14 protein-coding genes and 1 pseudogene are annotated in these 16,581 nt (G+C 64.6%); 11 read left to right on the top strand and 4 right to left on the bottom strand.

The genetic code is table 11. From position 1 onward, the window contains the following. Positions 1-645: 645 nt before the first annotated feature. The 3 genes and pseudogenes from ACT6S0_RS20720 to ACT6S0_RS20710 all read right to left on the bottom strand — a co-directional run bounded on the left by ACT6S0_RS20720 (position 646) and on the right by ACT6S0_RS20710 (position 4,418). Positions 646-996 (bottom strand): hypothetical protein, encoded by a 351-nt coding sequence (locus ACT6S0_RS20720; RefSeq protein WP_444765672.1) that lies wholly within the window; start codon positions 994-996, stop codon positions 646-648. 46 nt (positions 997-1,042) lie between these two features. Then, on the bottom strand, positions 1,043-1,396 hold the full coding sequence (tnpC, locus tag ACT6S0_RS20715; protein ID WP_260668641.1) for a Tn3 family transposase post-transcriptional regulator TnpC: 354 nt from the start codon (positions 1,394-1,396) through the stop codon (positions 1,043-1,045). Beyond that, positions 1,393-4,418 (bottom strand): annotated as a pseudogene (locus ACT6S0_RS20710) (Tn3 family transposase). Before ACT6S0_RS20710 ends, tnpC begins: the two are co-directional and overlap by 4 nt. A gap of 208 nt (positions 4,419-4,626) precedes the next feature. Here ACT6S0_RS20710 and ACT6S0_RS20705 point away from each other — a divergent pair. Then, entirely contained in the window at positions 4,627-5,076 is a 450-nt protein-coding gene (locus ACT6S0_RS20705) for a hypothetical protein (RefSeq protein WP_260668639.1), read from the top strand. 130 nt (positions 5,077-5,206) lie between these two features. Continuing rightward, positions 5,207-5,566, top strand: coding sequence for a copper-binding protein (locus tag ACT6S0_RS20700; protein ID WP_260668638.1), 360 nt, complete (start codon positions 5,207-5,209; stop codon positions 5,564-5,566). A 59-nt stretch (positions 5,567-5,625) separates the two neighbouring features. On the opposite strand, the gene ACT6S0_RS20695 is transcribed toward ACT6S0_RS20700, so the two are convergent. Next, positions 5,626-5,892, bottom strand: a complete 267-nt coding sequence (locus tag ACT6S0_RS20695; RefSeq protein ID WP_298706225.1) for a hypothetical protein — start codon at positions 5,890-5,892, stop codon at positions 5,626-5,628. A gap of 20 nt (positions 5,893-5,912) precedes the next feature. Between ACT6S0_RS20695 and ACT6S0_RS20690 the strand changes: the two genes are divergently transcribed. The 9 genes from ACT6S0_RS20690 to ACT6S0_RS20650 all read left to right on the top strand — a co-directional run. Next, complete coding sequence (locus ACT6S0_RS20690; RefSeq protein ID WP_260668637.1) at positions 5,913-6,335, top strand: hypothetical protein; 423 nt, start codon at positions 5,913-5,915, stop codon at positions 6,333-6,335. A 200-nt stretch (positions 6,336-6,535) separates the two neighbouring features. Then, a complete protein-coding gene (locus ACT6S0_RS20685; protein ID WP_444765673.1) occupies positions 6,536-7,789 on the top strand; it encodes a TolC family protein in 1,254 nt (417 codons plus the stop codon). Positions 7,790-7,813: 24 nt separating this feature from the next. Continuing rightward, positions 7,814-9,418, top strand: coding sequence for an efflux RND transporter periplasmic adaptor subunit (locus ACT6S0_RS20680; protein WP_260668635.1), 1,605 nt, complete (start codon positions 7,814-7,816; stop codon positions 9,416-9,418). Next, positions 9,415-12,585 (top strand): efflux RND transporter permease subunit, encoded by a 3,171-nt coding sequence (locus ACT6S0_RS20675; protein WP_444765671.1) that lies wholly within the window; start codon positions 9,415-9,417, stop codon positions 12,583-12,585. Before ACT6S0_RS20680 ends, ACT6S0_RS20675 begins: the two co-directional genes overlap by 4 nt. Before the next feature lie 475 nt (positions 12,586-13,060). After that, complete coding sequence (locus ACT6S0_RS20670) at positions 13,061-13,324, top strand: hypothetical protein (RefSeq protein WP_260668633.1); 264 nt, start codon at positions 13,061-13,063, stop codon at positions 13,322-13,324. Then, the gene (locus ACT6S0_RS20665) at positions 13,321-13,779 is read left to right on the top strand and encodes a DUF411 domain-containing protein (RefSeq protein ID WP_260668632.1); all 459 of its coding nucleotides are present in this window, start codon (positions 13,321-13,323) and stop codon (positions 13,777-13,779) included. Before ACT6S0_RS20670 ends, ACT6S0_RS20665 begins: the two co-directional genes overlap by 4 nt. Before the next feature lie 11 nt (positions 13,780-13,790). Continuing rightward, entirely contained in the window at positions 13,791-13,949 is a 159-nt protein-coding gene (locus tag ACT6S0_RS20660; protein ID WP_444765670.1) for a hypothetical protein, read from the top strand. Between the two features lie 112 nt (positions 13,950-14,061). Further along, positions 14,062-15,705, top strand: coding sequence for a transposase (locus ACT6S0_RS20655; RefSeq protein ID WP_425513009.1), 1,644 nt, complete (start codon positions 14,062-14,064; stop codon positions 15,703-15,705). Between the two features lie 2 nt (positions 15,706-15,707). Next, positions 15,708-16,581, top strand: an 874-nt coding sequence (locus tag ACT6S0_RS20650; RefSeq protein ID WP_444765669.1) for a TniB family NTP-binding protein, incomplete at its 3' end; no start/stop codon positions are given.

Below are 16,581 nucleotides of genomic sequence, written 5' to 3'. Positions count from 1 at the left end.
CTGCTGTTTGGTGAGTCTGGGGTGCGAGGAACTGCGCTTGTGGGGCGTTGCTGGCGGTGGGGGTGTTGTGTGCGTTCGTGTCGGTCATGGTGGTGCCCTCGTTGGTGGTTGAGAAAATCTGCTGTTCGGAGCCGTCTGACGCAAAAAGAGACCTGGCCGGCACGGCAGAGGGGCGCGCACAGAGGCCGCATGCCCGAAGGGACCGGGCGAGTACGCGAGCGAAGCGATACCCGGCGCCGTGCTGGACAGGGCTATGCGTCGAACCCAGACGGACCGGGCAGCAGATCAACCACGGGCGACCACGACCGATGCGAACTGCGTTTCACACGACACCCGCAGCGCGGGCGACGCCCGCCAGCCCGGAAGGGGTGGCGGTACACGCCGCGAGTGCGGCGCTGGGCAATGCCCTGCGAGTGCAGGGCAGCGGCCCGCCCTGCGGGCCGTCAACACCTGGGGCAACCCGCTTCGCGGAAGACGGCTTCGCCTGCTTGCGCGCCCTGCGCGCCTGGTCGTGGGCTCTGGTGCCGCATCGCCAAGTGCGGCGATGGTCGACGGGGAAGGGACCTGCACCGCCATTTCTGGCGGTGCTCGAGCGGGAGTACTTCATCGCCGTTTCCGGCGATGCCAGATCCGGGCGGCCTTTTTTCAGTCCAGGGCGAGCTCGAACTGTTCGCCGGCGTCTGAAGTCGGCGTGTCGTCGAGCGCGATCGAGATAAGGCGCGCATCGAGCGCGTTGTCAGGACCGCGCAGCGAGTCCGACATGGCAAGGAATCGTTCTCTCTCGGAGCGACGAACAACGAAGTTGTCGTCGACGACGCCATTGACCAATGCCCATTGATTCCACGAGAAGCTGCGGCCGAGCCCGACGGTTGTGTTGGAGCTGGGGAAGCTGTCCGCGTTGCGGACCAGTTCCTCCCAGCTCGCGCCGAAGTGCAGTTCGTCGAAGCGGCTGTGTCGTCCGGCGGGCAAGCCGGGATAAAGCCAGTGTTGACTCATAAGCCCTCAGGTTATTTAGTCAAAACCTTTTATGCGATTTCGTCGCTCAATCGCGAGGCTGAAGGCTCTCCAACGGTTCGATTAGCTTCACCCACCTTTGCAGCGCAGAGATCGTTTGCAGAATCTCCGCAGTCGCATCGAAGGCTAGCTCCGGTAGGTTTTCTTGGCTCGTGGAGACTGACAACCCTGCTCCGTTGATCACAGCGTGGGCCATGCTGTGCAGACGCAGCAGAATGTCCCGAAGGCCATCCTGCCCTCGCGCATGCCCAACAATCCTGTCCAACTCCTCCACCGCGTTCAGCAGTGCTGCCGTGTCGTAGCTACTTTGCGCGCGCGTCAGCGCGGCCCGGTCCAGTCGGCCATAGGCCGTGACGATGGTGACGTCGTCCAGATCGCTCATGTGCCTGCTCCTTTCTGGCTGGCGCGCTGCGCCTCCGCGGCCGCGGCTCGCGCGCGCTTGGCCGCTTCCCGAAACTGCGACTCCTTGACCCAAGGCTCCGGTGGCCGTTTCAGGTCGAGGTGATAGTTGCCGAAACGCTTGATGCCCGAGGTCATGTACGGACTCAGGTATTCCACGTCGGCCGCAGACACCGGCTCCCCGTCGGCGTACATCTCCTGCAAAACCCGCATCATGTCCACCGTGTTCTGCAGGATCACCGACGAGGCCACCAGGTCGATGAAGCGCACCCGTTTCTGCTGCTCGTTTGGATCGTTCTCGTTGATCACGTCACCGCCGAAGTCCAGCCATTTTGTGAATGCGTGGTACGACTCGATCTTGTTCGTCGTGGCGCTGACCTCTTGGCGCATCTCCTTGCTGGAGATCCAGCGCAACAGGTAGACGGTGCGCAGCACGCGGCCGAGCTCGCGGGCCGCGGCAAAGAGCCGGTTGTGCCGCCCTTCCTGGCTGAGCTTACGCAAGAGCATCGGCGAGGCGATCCGTCCGGCCTGGATCGAGATGGCCACCTGCATGAGATCCCGCCAGTGGTCCCGGATCAGTTTCCAGTCCACAACGTCGCTGAACAGGCGGTCGACATGACGGTAACGCGTGCCTTTCTCGGGTCGGTAGAAGCGCAGATCCTTCCAGTTTCGGATGCGAGGCATCAGCTGGATACCCGCCAGGTGCGTGAAGGCGAAGACAGTTTCCGACTGACCGTGGGTGTCCGAATACACCGTGTCGGCCTGCACGCGCAAGCCCGCCTTCATCAGGCCCTCGATGACATAGACCGCTTCAAGTACCCCTGGCGGTATGAAATGGCGGAACACCGCGATGTAGTTGTCGGCCACATGCCGATAAGCCACCGCGCCCATGCGCCGGTACCGGAAATGCATGCCTACCAACAGGTTCTGGTCGTAAAAATCGTGCTGCGTGCCGTCGGCCGCTACCTTCTTGCCCTCGCCCCACAGCTTGGGCAACTCGAGGCGCAGGTACAGCTCGGTCAGATCCCGGCAGGCGTTGTCCAACTGGTCCAGGCTCATGTGGCGCTGGTTGGCATACGACAGCTGATGCGGCGTCACGCCGTTGGACAGATGGCGCGCCGCTTGGTTGGGCCCGAGATTGCAGCCCATCGCGAACACGGTCAGCAAGTAGCGCTCACGCGCGTTGCGCAGCTTGGGATCGTCGCCTGACTGCGGACCGAAGTTGCGCGTGAACCCAGTCCAGTGCTCGATGTTGGCCAGAACATCCAGTAGGTTGCGCGGCACCGTGCGATTTTCGATGGCTGCGTGCAAAGCGATGGCGGACGCCGGCACCTCGCGCGCGGCAACGCGCCGCAGGGTCGGCTCGCCGGTGCTGCCTATCACCACGTCACCCGCATGCTGCGGGAACTCCTCATCGACTTTTGCCGCCGTTTCGGTGAGCAGTTGCTTGAGACCGTCGACGAAATCAATCGCCGTCGCCGGTATGCCGATCCGGTCGCAGTACGTCGGCAGGAGCGCTTCGCACTCCTTCCAGGGAAGCAACTGTGCGCGATAGTCGGCGAAGGATTCCGAGCCTTCAATGCACACGTCGCCCGAGCGAAGATCGCCGCTCAGATAGCTGAATACGCACACCTCCAGATAGCGCCGGTTTGTCGGAGGGCCCAGCCCATGCGAACGGCGCACCAGCTTGCGCCAGCGCTCGGAGGCGAACGACAGCGTCAGGTCGTCTGCGATCCACTCGACCTTGCGGTGTTCGTTGGCCAGCACGACCTCAGGGCATCGAGCAGATTGCGGTCCTGGGTGGCCGCCTCAAAACGCAGTGCCTTCGCCATCCGGAACATCGCCGCGCGCCAGCTGCTGAAGGCCTTCCAGATCAACGGCAGGTGGTTGCCGCCGCTCCACACGCGGATGGCCTCGCAGTCCATCCTCAGTTGGTCCAGGTTGCCGTGCGGAGCGAGCAGATCGCGCACGCGTTGCCCGGTACTCGCGTCATCCAGGTTTTCGGCGAGGATCTCCAGCACCTGCTCCAGCGTGGCGACCAGCTCCTCGCTCAGCTCACGCTGGCGTGCCTGGATCACCTGCAGTTCCTCCTTGGCGCTCTTGTGGATGGCTCCAATACGGCGAATGAACATTTCGGCCACGTCGTCGCGCGCCCTCACGCGCATCTGACGAATCAAGGCCAGGATCAGCGTGTAGCGCTTGGCAGGCAGCAGATCCTTCATGTCGCCCGCGTCGAGCGCCGCTGCCATGTCGGCCATGTGCTTGAGTTTGGTCGCCGGCACGCCGTCGAGCAACGCATCACTGTCGGGCAAGGACTCAAGCCAGGTCAACTGGTCCAGCAGCAAATCGAGATGCTTGCGCGAGGCTTTTTTTGCCGACCTCTTGATTTGGTTGTACAGCGTGCGCCGAGCAGGAAGCTCGGCAGCCAGCAATCGATCAAGCCAGTTTCGCTGAGCCAGGGTCAGGCGTTGGGTGATTCGCTTGTGCAAGGCAGATTCGGCAGCTGAATGCGCCTGCTCGGCTATTTCGTCGAGTGTGCGGAAGACCGGCAGCTCGTAGCCCAATCGCACCAATTCCTCGATCGTGATGTTGATGATGTCGACGCGGGTTTCCACGATGCCGGCCGCCTGCTGGGCGATCTGGATGGTCAGCTTGCGTGTCTGCCCATCGGTGTAGGGCTTCACGCCGAGCAGTTCGCGTATCGCTTTGTGGTGGCGATACAGCGTGGCCAGCGATGCGAACTCGATCCTCTCGGTCGGTGCCATGCCCAAAGTGGCTGAAACATGCTCGACGAGCTCGACAGGAATGGCTTCGAGCGCCGGAAAGTGACGCAGGAACTCGAAGCATTTGAGCAGCACGAGCAACGCCAGGCGACGCTCCAGCGTTCGCGAATTTCGCTGCGCCCACTCGATTTCCTCGGGCCTCGGCGTGAACGACGCCTGCAGATCCTTGAGCGTCAGGGTCCTCGGAAACCGCGGGTATGCCGTGCGTTCGATGCTGGCCATGCGAAAGTCCTGATAGGGATGCACACAGGCGTGCAGCGTACCTGATGCGGTAGAGGCAGGCACTTGATGACAGAACCGTAATCATTCGGTCAGAGCGGCGCCGCCGCCGCCTTCATACAGTCCATTGCACCGAAAGGGATGAACCGCAGCACCGTCGGACTCACCTCGGCCGGAGAACCCAACCGCACTCTTCACCAAAGGACCCCAAATGAAGCGCTCTCTCAAGTCCCCCCTGGCACTTGCCATCCTGCTGACCGCGATCGCAGGCCCCGTCTTCGCCGGCAACTATGCCGAGGGCGACCCTCGGCCTGCGCCCCTGACCGCTTCCGCGAGCCGTGCGGCCGTCACGGCCGATACGCAGCGCTGGCTCCAGACCGCGCCGGACCAGGGCTATCCCCAGGGCAATCCGCGTGCGATCGTCGGCGTCTCGGGCAACAGCCGTGCGGCGGTGCAAGCCGACACGATGATCTGGATGCGATCTGGCCTGGCTGCCGCGCAACTGGGAGAGACCGGCGCCGACCTCTCGCGGCCCGTCTATCAACGAGCCGCGGCCGACTACGCACGGCGGCGCGCCAGTCCCGAGTTCGCCGCGCTGGTGGAAGACATCAAGCACAAGGGCGTGACGGCCACCACAGGGTCCGTCCGCAAGCTCGACTGAGAACCTGATTCGAGGCCGCCATTGCTGCGATCGACCGCGGCAGCGCAATGTGACCAATTCGGTCCTCGCCGGACAACAGGGGGTCGGCCACATGCGCTGCCGCCAGCCAAACGGTGAAGGATCCACATGTATGAAAAAATACGCTGTTTGCTCTTCGACATTGATGTTGGCCCTTGCCATCGCAACGCAAGCGGCTGGCGCTGCGCCGATCGACGCCAACATTCAGACAGCACGGACTGCAAGTTCGTACGTCAGGCCGATTGGTGGCGAATCCTATTCGTCCGGTCAGGTCCAGCGCATCGATTGGGACCAGGGCAAAGTGCTGATCGCGCATGGCCCCATCGAGAACCTCGGCATGCCCGGCATGACCATGCTCTTTCGCGTGTCAGAGCGCTCGCAACTCAAAAACCTGAGCACCGGCGACAAGGTCCGGTTCAAGGCCGAAAAGACCAACGGCACGCTGTTCATCGTGGAGATCGTGCGGCAATAGTCCGCGACCAGGCCCAAAGCATGGGGGAGCCCACAACGGCACACGAAATGGCGCACGGCTCAAGCAGCCGGACCAATTGACACCTGCCAAGTCCCCGCATAATGTCGCATCGACACAAACAACGTCGTTTCAATCAAGAGTTCATCGTGACAACCTGCGCCCGCGCCATCCGCAAAGTTGCTGCCGCTTCGGGCGTTGGCACGGGAGGCGCCGTGGCCGCGGCTGTCGCTGCGCCGCATGCGGGTCATGCGGGCGACTTGAATGAACGACGCGACAACCTGCGTGGTCGGCGCGCGGGCACATGGAGATGAGAACTTTGCGCTCACTCCGGCATCCGGTCATCCGCATGATGATCGGCGTTCTGTTGTTCGCGCAAATGGCCATTGCGGCGTACGCTTGCCCGAACCTGACCATGCCTGTGGGCGCAGGCACGCAGTCGCGGGTGCAAGCTGCGGTTCCTGCGGATGCCGATCGCTTGGAACAATCCGGTCCGATGATGGTGAGCGACGCCTCACGAACCATGCCGGCGGACTGCGGCGAAGTCGATCCCCAGGCTGCCAACCTCTGCGCCGAGCATTGCAAACAGGGTCAGCAAAGCGCCGACCACACCCCGAGTCCGGCCGTTGCACCGGCGCTTCTCACGGCGCTGTACAGCGTCACGCTGTCCACAGCGACGCCCACTGCCGAGGCTGCCTATTACGCGCCCGGATTGCTCCTGCAGGCGGCGGCCCCACCGCACGCGATAGTGCACTGCTGCCTGCGAACCTGATCTCCCTCGAATAGCGAGCTGAGCCTGGGCCTGCGGCCTATGCTTGTCGCGCCGGTTCGGCCTCTCGACGCTTGCCTATGGCATGGCGACAGAGGGCCGAAGAACGACGCCCCTCATTGTTTGGAGATTGGTTCATGTTTCACAATCAAGCTGCCTTTGCACCGCGGAGCCGGCCGGCGATCCGCCAATCCTTGGCGGGCGTGCTGCTCGCCATGGCGCTCGGCGCCAGCGTGTACGCTCAGACGCCAGGTGCCGGTGCTCTGGCACTGCCGGACGCGCTGCGCCTGGCGCAAGACCGTTCGCAGCAGTTGGTGGCCCAGGATGCCCTCGCGACGGCGTCCCGCGAAATGGCCGTTGCCGCCGGCCAGCGGCCCGATCCCGTGCTGCGCGCGGGCATCAGCAATCTGCCGGTGAACGGCGAAGACCGCTTCAGCCTGACGCGCGACTTCATGACCATGCGTTCCGTGGGCGTGATGCAGGAGTTCACGCGCAGCGACAAGTTGAGCGCGCGCTCGGCGCGCTACGAGAAGGAAGCCGAAGCGGCCGACGCCGGCCGCACCCTGGCGCTGACGAAACTGCAAGCTGGCGCTGCGGCCGCCTGGCTGGATCGCTATTTTCAGGAGCGCGCGCGCGAGGTGCTGTCGCAACAGCGCGACGAGGCGAAGCTGCAGATCGAGGCGGCAGATGCCGTCTACCGCGGCGGCAAAGGCAATCAGGCCGACGTCTTCGCGGCCCGCTCGGCGGTGGCGCAAATCGAGGACCGCATCGTCCAGGCGGATCGCCAGATCGCGACCGCCACGACCGCGCTCGCGCGCTGGGTCGGCGCACCGGCCACCTCACCCTTGGGGCCGTTGCCGACGATCGACCAGGTTCCCCTTTCTCCCCAGGACCTTGAGTCGCGGCTGGCGCACCACCCGCAGATTCAGCTGATGCTCAAGCAGGAGGAAACGGCGCAGGCCGAGGCGCAGATGGCGCGCGCCAACAAGAAGTCGGACTGGACGGTGGAGCTGATGTACAGCCAGCGCGGTTCGGCTTATTCCAACATGGTGTCGGTCAACCTGTCGGTGCCGTTGCAGTGGGACCAGAAGAACCGGCAGGACCGCGAGCTGTCCGCCAAGCTGGCCATGGTCGAGCGCATGCGCGCCGAACGCGAGGAAGCGACCCGCAGCCACGTGTCCGAGGCGATGGCGATGCTGCAGGAATGGCAAAGCGATCGCGAGCGCCTGGCCCGCTACGACAACTCGCTCATTCCCCTGGCCGCCGAGCGGACACGGGCGGCGATTGCCGCCTACCGAGGCGGCGTGGCGCCGCTCTACGGGGTCCTCGAAGCGCGCCGCAACGAGATCGATGTCCGGATGGAACGCATCCGCCTCGAAATGGAGGCCGCGCGCCTGTGGGCGCAGCTGAACTACTTGATCCCCGAAGGCCATGTGGCGACCGCCACCGTGCCTTGAAGTCCTGAACACCGGAGAATTTTCATGAAACTCAAATCCCTCGTGCTCGGACTGGTGGCCGCCGGCGTGCTCGGCGCCAGTGGCTACGGGCTCTATGCGCTCGGCAAGCGCCATGGCGGCGACGGCGCTACAGCGCCGACGGCCGCTGCGGCGGGCGCTTCGGGCGACAAGATCGACCCCGCCACCGGGCGCAAAGTCCTCTATTGGCACGACCCCATGGTGCCAGGCCAGAAGTTCGACAAGCCGGGCAAATCGCCTTTCATGGACATGCAGCTGGTGCCCGTCTATGCCGACGCGTCCGGCGACGAGGGCACGGTCGGTGTCAGTCCTCGCGTGCAGCAGAACCTCGGGATCCGTACCGCCGAGGTTGCGCGCGGGGAGATGACGCCGCGCGTGGAAGCTGCCGGCAGCATCGCCTTCAACGAGCGAGACCAGGCGTTCGTGCAGGCCCGTTCGACGGGCTTCGTGGAGAAGCTGTACGTTCGCGCGACGCTGGACCCGGTGCGCAAGGGCCAGCCGCTCGCCGAACTGTACGTGCCGGACTGGGTGGCCGCGCAGGAGGAATTTCTCTCGGTGCGCCGCATGCGGGGAACCGATCTGGCCGTGCTCGTCGACGGCGCGCGCCAGCGCATGCGCCAGGTGGGCATGACGGACGACCAGATCGGGCTTGTCGAGCGTGCCGGCCGGGTTCAACCGCGCATCACCTTGGTCGCTCCGACCAGTGGCGTGATCGTCGAATTGACGGCGCGCGAGGGCATGACGGTCATGCCGGGCGCAACGCTGTTTCGCATCAACGGCCTGTCGACGGTGTGGGCCAACGCCGACGTGCCGGAGAGCCAGTCCGCCTTGCTGCGTCCCGGAACGACCGTGGAGGCGCGTTCGCCCGCACTTCCGGGCAAAGTGTTCAAGGGCAAGGTGCAGGCCATCCTGCCGGAGGTCAACCAGGCCACGCGCACGATCAAGGCCCGCATCGAACTGGCCAATCCGCAAAGTCAACTTTCACCGGGCATGTTCGTGGGCGTCGCGCTGAACGCCGACGTCGAGCAAGGGCTGATGGTCCCGACCGAGGCGATCATCCAGACCGGCCGGCGGATGGTCGTCATGGTCGCCGAAGGCGATGGCAAGTTCAGACCCGTGGACGTCGAGATCGGCAACGAATCCAACGGCCAGACCGAGATCAAGCGCGGCCTGCAAGCCGGCCAGAAGGTCGTGACCTCCGGCCAGTTCCTGATCGACTCCGAGGCCAGCCTCAGAGGGACGACCACGCGCATGGAGGACGCCGGCAAGACGGCAGGCCCCCCCAGCGGCGGTGCCGCCGCAGCCGCCGTGGAGCACACGGGCAAGGCCAAGGTCGAGGCCATCGGCAAGGACGCCGTCTCCTTGTCGCATGAGCCGATCCCCTCGATGCAGTGGGGGGCCATGACGATGGACTTCGGCCAGCCGGCCGGCGGTCTGCCGCAGGGCTTGAAGCCCGGTCAGAGCGTGAACTTCGCGTTCCAGATGAACCAGGCAGGCCTGCCGGTGCTGACGCGGATCGAACCCGCTGGGACGGGAATGCCGGCCATGCCAGCGCCTGGACCCGCCGCCAAGGACACGATGCCGATGGGCTCCTCGGAGAAGAAGCAATGATCGCCAAGCTGATTCGCTGGTCGATCGTCAACCGCTTCCTGGTGCTGCTGGCCACCGTGATGGTCAGCGCCTGGGGCGTTTACTCCTTGATGCGCACGCCGCTCGATGCGCTGCCGGACCTCTCGGATGTGCAAGTCATCATCCGCACCACCTACCCGGGGCAGGCGCCGCAGATCGTCGAGAACCAGATCACCTATCCGCTGACGACGACGATGCTGTCGGTGCCGGGCGCCAAGACGGTCCGGGGATTCTCATTCTTCGGAGACTCGTTCGTCTATGTGCTGTTCGAGGACGGCACCGACCTCTACTGGGCGCGCTCCCGGGTGCTGGAGTACCTGAACCAGGTGCAGTCGCGCCTGCCGGCGAGCGCGAAGGCGGCCCTGGGGCCGGACGCCACCGGGGTGGGCTGGGTCTATTCGTACTCCCTGGTGGATCGCAGCGGCAACCACGACCTCTCTCAATTGCGGGCGCTGCAGGACTGGTTCCTGAAATACGAGCTCAAGACCGTCGCCAACGTGGCCGAAGTCGCGTCGATCGGGGGCATGGTCAAGCAGTACCAGGTCGTGCTCGATCCGGACCGCTTGCGTGGCTACAACATGACGCACAGCAAGGTGGTCGAGGCCATCCAAAAGGCCAACCAGGAAAGCGGCGGCTCGGTGCTCGAGCTGGGCGAGGCCGAGTACATGGTGCGGGCCTCCGGCTACCTGAAGACCCTGGACGACTTCCGCAAAATTCCCCTGATGACGACCGATGCGGGCGTCTCGGTGCGCCTGGGCGACGTGGCCCGCATCCAGATGGGTCCCGAGATGCGGCGCGGCATCGGCGAACTCGACGGCGAAGGCGAAGTGGCGGGCGGCGTCATCGTGATGCGCTCCGGCAAGAACGCCCTGGAGACGATCGACGCCGTGAAGGACAAGCTCAAGAGCCTGCAGGCGAGCCTGCCGAAGGGCGTGGAGATCGTGCCGACCTACGATCGGTCGAACCTGATCGAGCGCGCCGTCGAAAACCTCACGCACAAGTTGATCGAGGAATTCATCGTCGTGGCGGTGGTGTGCTTCATCTTTCTCTTTCACCTGCGCTCGGCCTTCGTCGCGATCGTTTCACTGCCCATCGGAATCCTTGCCGCCTTCATTGTGATGCGGTACCAGGGCGTGAACGCCAACATCATGTCCCTGGGTGGCATTGCGATCGCCATTGGCGCCATGGTCGACGCGGCGGTGGTGATGATCGAGAACGCGCACAAGCACATCGAAAAATGGAACCATGAGCACCCCGATGAAGAGCTAAAGGGCGAGGCGCATTGGCGGGTGATCGGCGATTCGGCGGCCGAAGTCGGCCCGGCGCTGTTCTTCTCGCTGCTGATCATCACGCTGTCGTTCATTCCGGTGTTCACGCTGGAGGCGCAGGAAGGCCGCTTGTTCTCGCCGCTGGCGTTCACGAAGACCTATGCGATGGCAGCGGCCGCAGGGTTGTCCGCGACGCTGATTCCCGTCCTCATGGGCTACCTGATCCGCGGCAAGATTCCGGATGAGAACAAGAACCCGCTGAATCGATTCCTGATTGCTGTGTATCGCCCGCTCCTGGATGCGGTGCTGAGAGCGCCCAAGCTGACGATCGCCGCGGCGGCAGTGATTCTGGTGGCCAGCCTGTGGCCGCTGCAGCACATCGGCGGCGAGTTCATGCCGCCGCTGGACGAAGGCGATCTGCTATACATGCCGTCGGCATTGCCGGGACTCTCGGCGGGCAAGGCGTCCCAGTTGCTGCAACAAACGGACCGCTTGATCAAGACGGTTCCGGAAGTGGCGACCGTGTTCGGCAAGGCCGGCCGTGCCGAGTCGGCCACGGACCCTGCGCCGCTTGAGATGTTCGAGACCACCATCCAGTTCAAGCCGCGCGATCTGTGGCGCGCCGGCATGACCCAGGTCATGCTGGTCGTAGAGCTCGACCGCATCGTCAAGGTGCCGGGCCTGTCCAACATCTGGGTGCCGCCGATCCGCAACCGCATCGACATGCTGGCCACGGGCATCAAGAGCCCGGTGGGCGTCAAGGTGGCGGGGACCGACTTGGCGGAGATCGACCGGGTGACCGCGCAGATCGAGCGCGTCGTAAAAACTGTGCCAGGGGTCTCCTCGGCGCTGGCCGAACGCCTGTCTGGCGGCCGGTATGTCGACATCAAGATCGACCGTGATGCCGCGGCGCGCTTTGGCATGAACGTCGCCGATGTGCAGTCGATCGTCGCGTCGGCGATCGGTGGCGAGAACATCGGCGAGACGGTCGAAGGACTGTCCCGCTTCCCGATCAACGTGCGCTACCCACGCGAGGTCCGTGACTCGGTCGAACGGGTGCGCCAGCTCCCCATCGTGACCGACCGCGGCGCCCGCATCGTGCTGTCCGACATTGCAAAGGTCGAGGTGGTCGACGGACCGCCGATGCTCAAAAGCGAGAACTCGCGCCTGTCCGGCTGGATCTACGTGGACATCCGCGGCCGCGACCTGCGGTCCGCGGTGCACGATATGCAGCGTGCCGTCACCGAGCAGGTCAAGGTGCCGCCGGGCTACTCGGTCTCCTGGTCCGGGCAGTTCGAGTTCCTCGAGCGCGCCACCGCGAAGCTGAAGATCGTCGTGCCGTTCACGCTGCTGATCATCTTCGTGCTGCTGTACCTGACCTTCAAGCGCTTCGACGAAGCCCTTTTGCTCATGGCCACCCTGCCTTTTGCGTTGGTCGGCGGGATCTGGCTGCTGTACCTGCTCGGCTACAACCTGTCGGTGGCCGGTGCGGTCGGATTCATTGCCTTGTCCGGCGTTGCCGCCGAGTTCGGTGTGATCATGCTGCTGTATCTCAAGCACGCTTGGGACGATCGCATCGCGGAAGGGATGACCACCAACGACGACCTGCTGGACGCGATCCGCGAAGGCGCGGTCCTGCGCGTGCGCCCTAAAGCGATGACGGTGGCCGTGATCCTGGCGGGCCTAGTACCGATCATGTGGGGTTCCGGCACGGGCTCGGAGGTGATGCAACGCATTGCGGCGCCGATGGTGGGCGGCATGGTGACCGCGCCTTTGCTGTCCATGTTCGTGATCCCGGCTGTCTATTTCTTGATCCGCAAGAAGCGCGAGAAGCGTGCCGCGAAACCCGGTTTCTGGAGGCGAGGCCATGCCGCCGAGTGAGTCCCGTGGCCATCGGCTTGCCTGCATTGGCGCCTGTCTGCTTCTCGCGCTCTTCTGCGGCGCGAGCCAGGCATCCATGGGACGCGTTGCCGACGGGCGGCCAATGGTGGCGTCGGCGACGGCACCGGTATTGGAGGGGGCACAGCACCCGATGCCGAAGGCATTGGACGACATGCCTTGTGCGCAGTGCGACGCGGCCCCCGGACCGGGGGCGAACGGCGTCGGCGCAGAGGATGGGCCACGGGAAACGGCGGCGCGGCAGGAACACGCGACCTCGGTTGCCGACACCACTGTGTTCACAGATACCGGAGGCTGGCGACCGCGACTGCCGGTGCGCATCGCGTTCTGCCGGTGGCTCGATTGATCAACGGCGAAGGTCGCAGCTAGAGCCGTTCCACCGTTTGATCAATCACAGGAGTCCATCATGGAGACGATTTCATCATTGCATCGCTGCAGGGGTGCGGGGCACCCCGTCATGAGAAAACTGCTCATGTTTTCGGCCGGGACCGTGGCGTTGGGCGCGGGCCTGAGCGCCTGTGCCGGGCCCGGCTGGCGAGACGACGCCCAGACCGCCGCGCTCAGTCCCATGGAGCAATGCGCGGCCAAACAGCTGGTCCTGCCCCTCGACCACGGTCCACGCCCGCAGACCACACCCTACGAGAACAAGCTGCGCCAGCAGCGCTTTGATGCCGAGATGAAGGCCTGCAGGGCGGCGGCAGGAAAAGGGGTGGCTCGATGAATCCGCTTCGCCGCCGCTTCAGCGCGGCGACGGTGATCGCCCTGGCCATTCCCCCGATGTGGGCCACGGCGGCTTCGCCGGCTGTCGAGGTCTGGCGGGGGCGTGGCTGCCTGTGCTGCGAGGCTTGGGTCAGGCATCTGGAGCGCGGCGGTTTTGAGGTCACGGTCCACGACGGCGGCAACACCGAGGCGCGCGCGCGTCTGGGCATGCCGCTGAAGTACCGCGCGTGCCACACCGCGAGCGCTGCCGGCTATGTCCTGGAGGGACATGTGCCGCTGCGGGAGATTCAACGGCTGCTGCAGGAGCGGCCCGATGCCATCGGTCTGGCCGTGGTCGGCATGCCGCGCGGTTCGCCGGGGATGGATGGCCCGGCGTACCGCGGACGAAGAGATCCATTCAATGTGCTGCTCGTTCTCAAGGATGCGAGCGCCACGATTTACCAGTCCTACCCATGAAAGGAAACACCATGAAAACCCCACGTATGGCATTCGCCGCCGTGCTTTGCTCGGCGCTTGCGCTGCCCGCGCTGGCACAGAGTTCCATGCCGATGCCGTCCGGTGTCATTTTCAGAAGACGACTGCACCAATTGACGGGGCGTAACGCCAGGTGTGCAGTCGGCTCCTGACCACGCAATATCAGAAGTCATCTGCACCAATCTCGACTATGCTCAATACTCGTGTGCACCAAAGCGAGGTGTGAGCATGGCGTCAGACACATTACCAATTGCCGAGCAGGGCGTGGCCACCCTGCCCGATGCGGCATGGGCACAGGCCCGGCACCGGACCGAAATCATCGGGCCGCTGGCAGCGCTTGAAGTGGTTGGGCATGAAGCCGCCGATGCCGCTGCTCAAGCGCTGGGCCTATCCAGGCGGCAGGTGTATGTCCTGATCCGGCGTGCCCGGCAAGGTGCTGGGTTTGTGACGGACCTGGTTCCCGGCCAGTCCGGCGGCGGAAAAGGCAAGGGACGCTTGCCGGAATCAGTTGAGCGCATCATCCGCGAGTTGCTGCAAAAGCGCTTCCTGACCAAGCAGAAGCGTAGCCTGGCGGCGTTCCACCGCGAGGTCGCGCAGGCTTGCAAAGCGCAAAAGCTACGGGTGCCGGCGCGCAACACTTTGGCCCTGCGGATCGCCGGCCTCGACCCGCTCAAGGCCACTCGCCGCCGGGAAGGTCAGGATGCGTCCCGCAGCCTGCAAGGTGTCGGTGGTGAGCCTCCCGCCGTGACCGCGCCACTGGAACAAGTGCAGATTGATCACACGGTCATCGACCTGATCGTGGTGGACGAGCGCGACCGGCAACCGATTGGCCGTCCGTATCTGACCATCGCCATCGACGTGTTTACCCGCTGCGTGCTCGGCATGGTCGTCACGCTGGAAGCGCCGTCATCTGTTTCGGTCGGCCTGTGCCTTGTGCATGTCGCCTGCGACAAGCGTCCCTGGCTGGAGGGTCTGAATATAGAAATGGATTGGCCGATGAGCGGCAAGCCCAGGCTGCTCTACTTGGACAACGCGGCCGAGTTCAAGAGCGAGGCGCTGCGCCGTGGCTGCGAGCAGCACGGCATCCGGTTGGACTATCGTCCGCCAGGGCAGCCGCACTACGGCGGCATCGTGGAACGGATCATCGGTACGGCGATGCAGATGATCCACGATGAATTGCCAGGGACGACCTTCTCCAACCCTGACCAGCGCGGGGACTACGATTCCGAAAACAAGGCCGCCCTGACATTGCGTGAGCTGGAGCGCTGGCTCACGTTGGCGGTGGGCACCTATCACGGCTCTGTGCACAACGGCCTGCTTCAGCCGCCGGCGGCGCGCTGGTCAGAAGCCGTGGCGCGTGTCGGTGTACCGGCTGTCGTCACCCGCGCCTTGGCTTTTTTGGTCGATTTCCTGCCCATCATTCGCCGTACTCTGACTCGCACCGGCTTTGTCATCGACCACATTCACTACTACGCCGATGCGCTCAAACCGTGGATCGCACGACGCGACCGCTTGCCCGCTTTCCTGATCCGGCGCGACCCGCGTGACATCAGCCGTATCTGGGTGCTGGAACCGGAGGGGCAGCATTACCTGGAAATCCCCTACCGTACCTTGTCGCACCCGGCTGTCACCCTCTGGGAACAACGGCAGGCGCTGACGAAATTGCGGCAGCAGGGACGCGAACAGGTGGATGAGTCGGCGCTGTTCCGCATGATCGGGCAGATGCGCGAGATCGTGACCACCGCACAGAAGGCCACGCGCAAGGCGCGGCGCGACGCGGATCGACGCCAGCACCTCAAGGCATCGCCTCCGCCGGACAAGCCGATTCCGCCGAAAACGGACGTTGCTGATCCGCAGGCAGACAACCTGCCTCCGGCCAAACCGTTCGACCAGATCGAGGAGTGGTAGCCGTGGACGAATATCCCATCATCGACTTGTCACACCTGCTGCCAGCGGCACAGGGGCTGGCTCGGCTGCCGGCGGACGAGCGCATCCAGCGCCTTCGCGCCGACCGCTGGATCGGCTACCCGCGCGCGGTCGAGGCGCTGAACCGGCTGGAAACCCTGTATGCGTGGCCAAACAAGCAACGCATGCCCAACCTGCTGCTGGTTGGCCCGACCAACAACGGCAAGTCGATGATCATCGAGAAATTCCGGCGCACGCATCCGGCCAGCTCCGACGCGGACCAGGAACACATGCCGGTGCTGGTCGTGCAGATGCCGTCCGAACCGTCGGTGATCCGCTTCTACGTCGCGCTACTTGCCGCGATGGGGGCACCATTGCGCCCGCGCCCACGGCTGCCGGAAATGGAGCAACTGGCGCTGGCACTGCTGCGCAAGGTCGGCGTGCGCATGCTGGTGATCGACGAGCTGCACAACGTCTTGGCCGGCAACAGCGTCAACCGGCGGGAATTTCTCAACCTGCTGCGCTTCCTCGGCAATGAGCTGCGCATCCCATTGGTCGGGGTCGGCACGCGCGACGCCTACCTGGCCATCCGCTCGGATGACCAATTGGAAAACCGCTTCGAGCCCATGATGCTGCCGGTGTGGGAGGCCAACGACGATTGCTGCTCACTGCTGGCCAGCTTCGCCGCTTCGCTTCCATTGCGGCGACCCTCGTCGATTGCCACGCTGGACATGGCCCGCTACCTGCTCACACGCAGCGAGGGCACCATCGGCGAACTGGCGCACTTGCTGATGGCGGCGGCCCTCGTCGCCGTGGAGAGCGGCGAGGAAGCGATCAACCACCGCACGCTCAGCATGGCCGATTACACCGGCCCAAGCG

The organism is Roseateles sp. (genome assembly GCF_052436255.1).
Taxonomy (GTDB): domain Bacteria; phylum Pseudomonadota; class Gammaproteobacteria; order Burkholderiales; family Burkholderiaceae_C; genus Pelomonas.
This window is presented reverse-complemented; position numbering and strand designations above follow the sequence as displayed.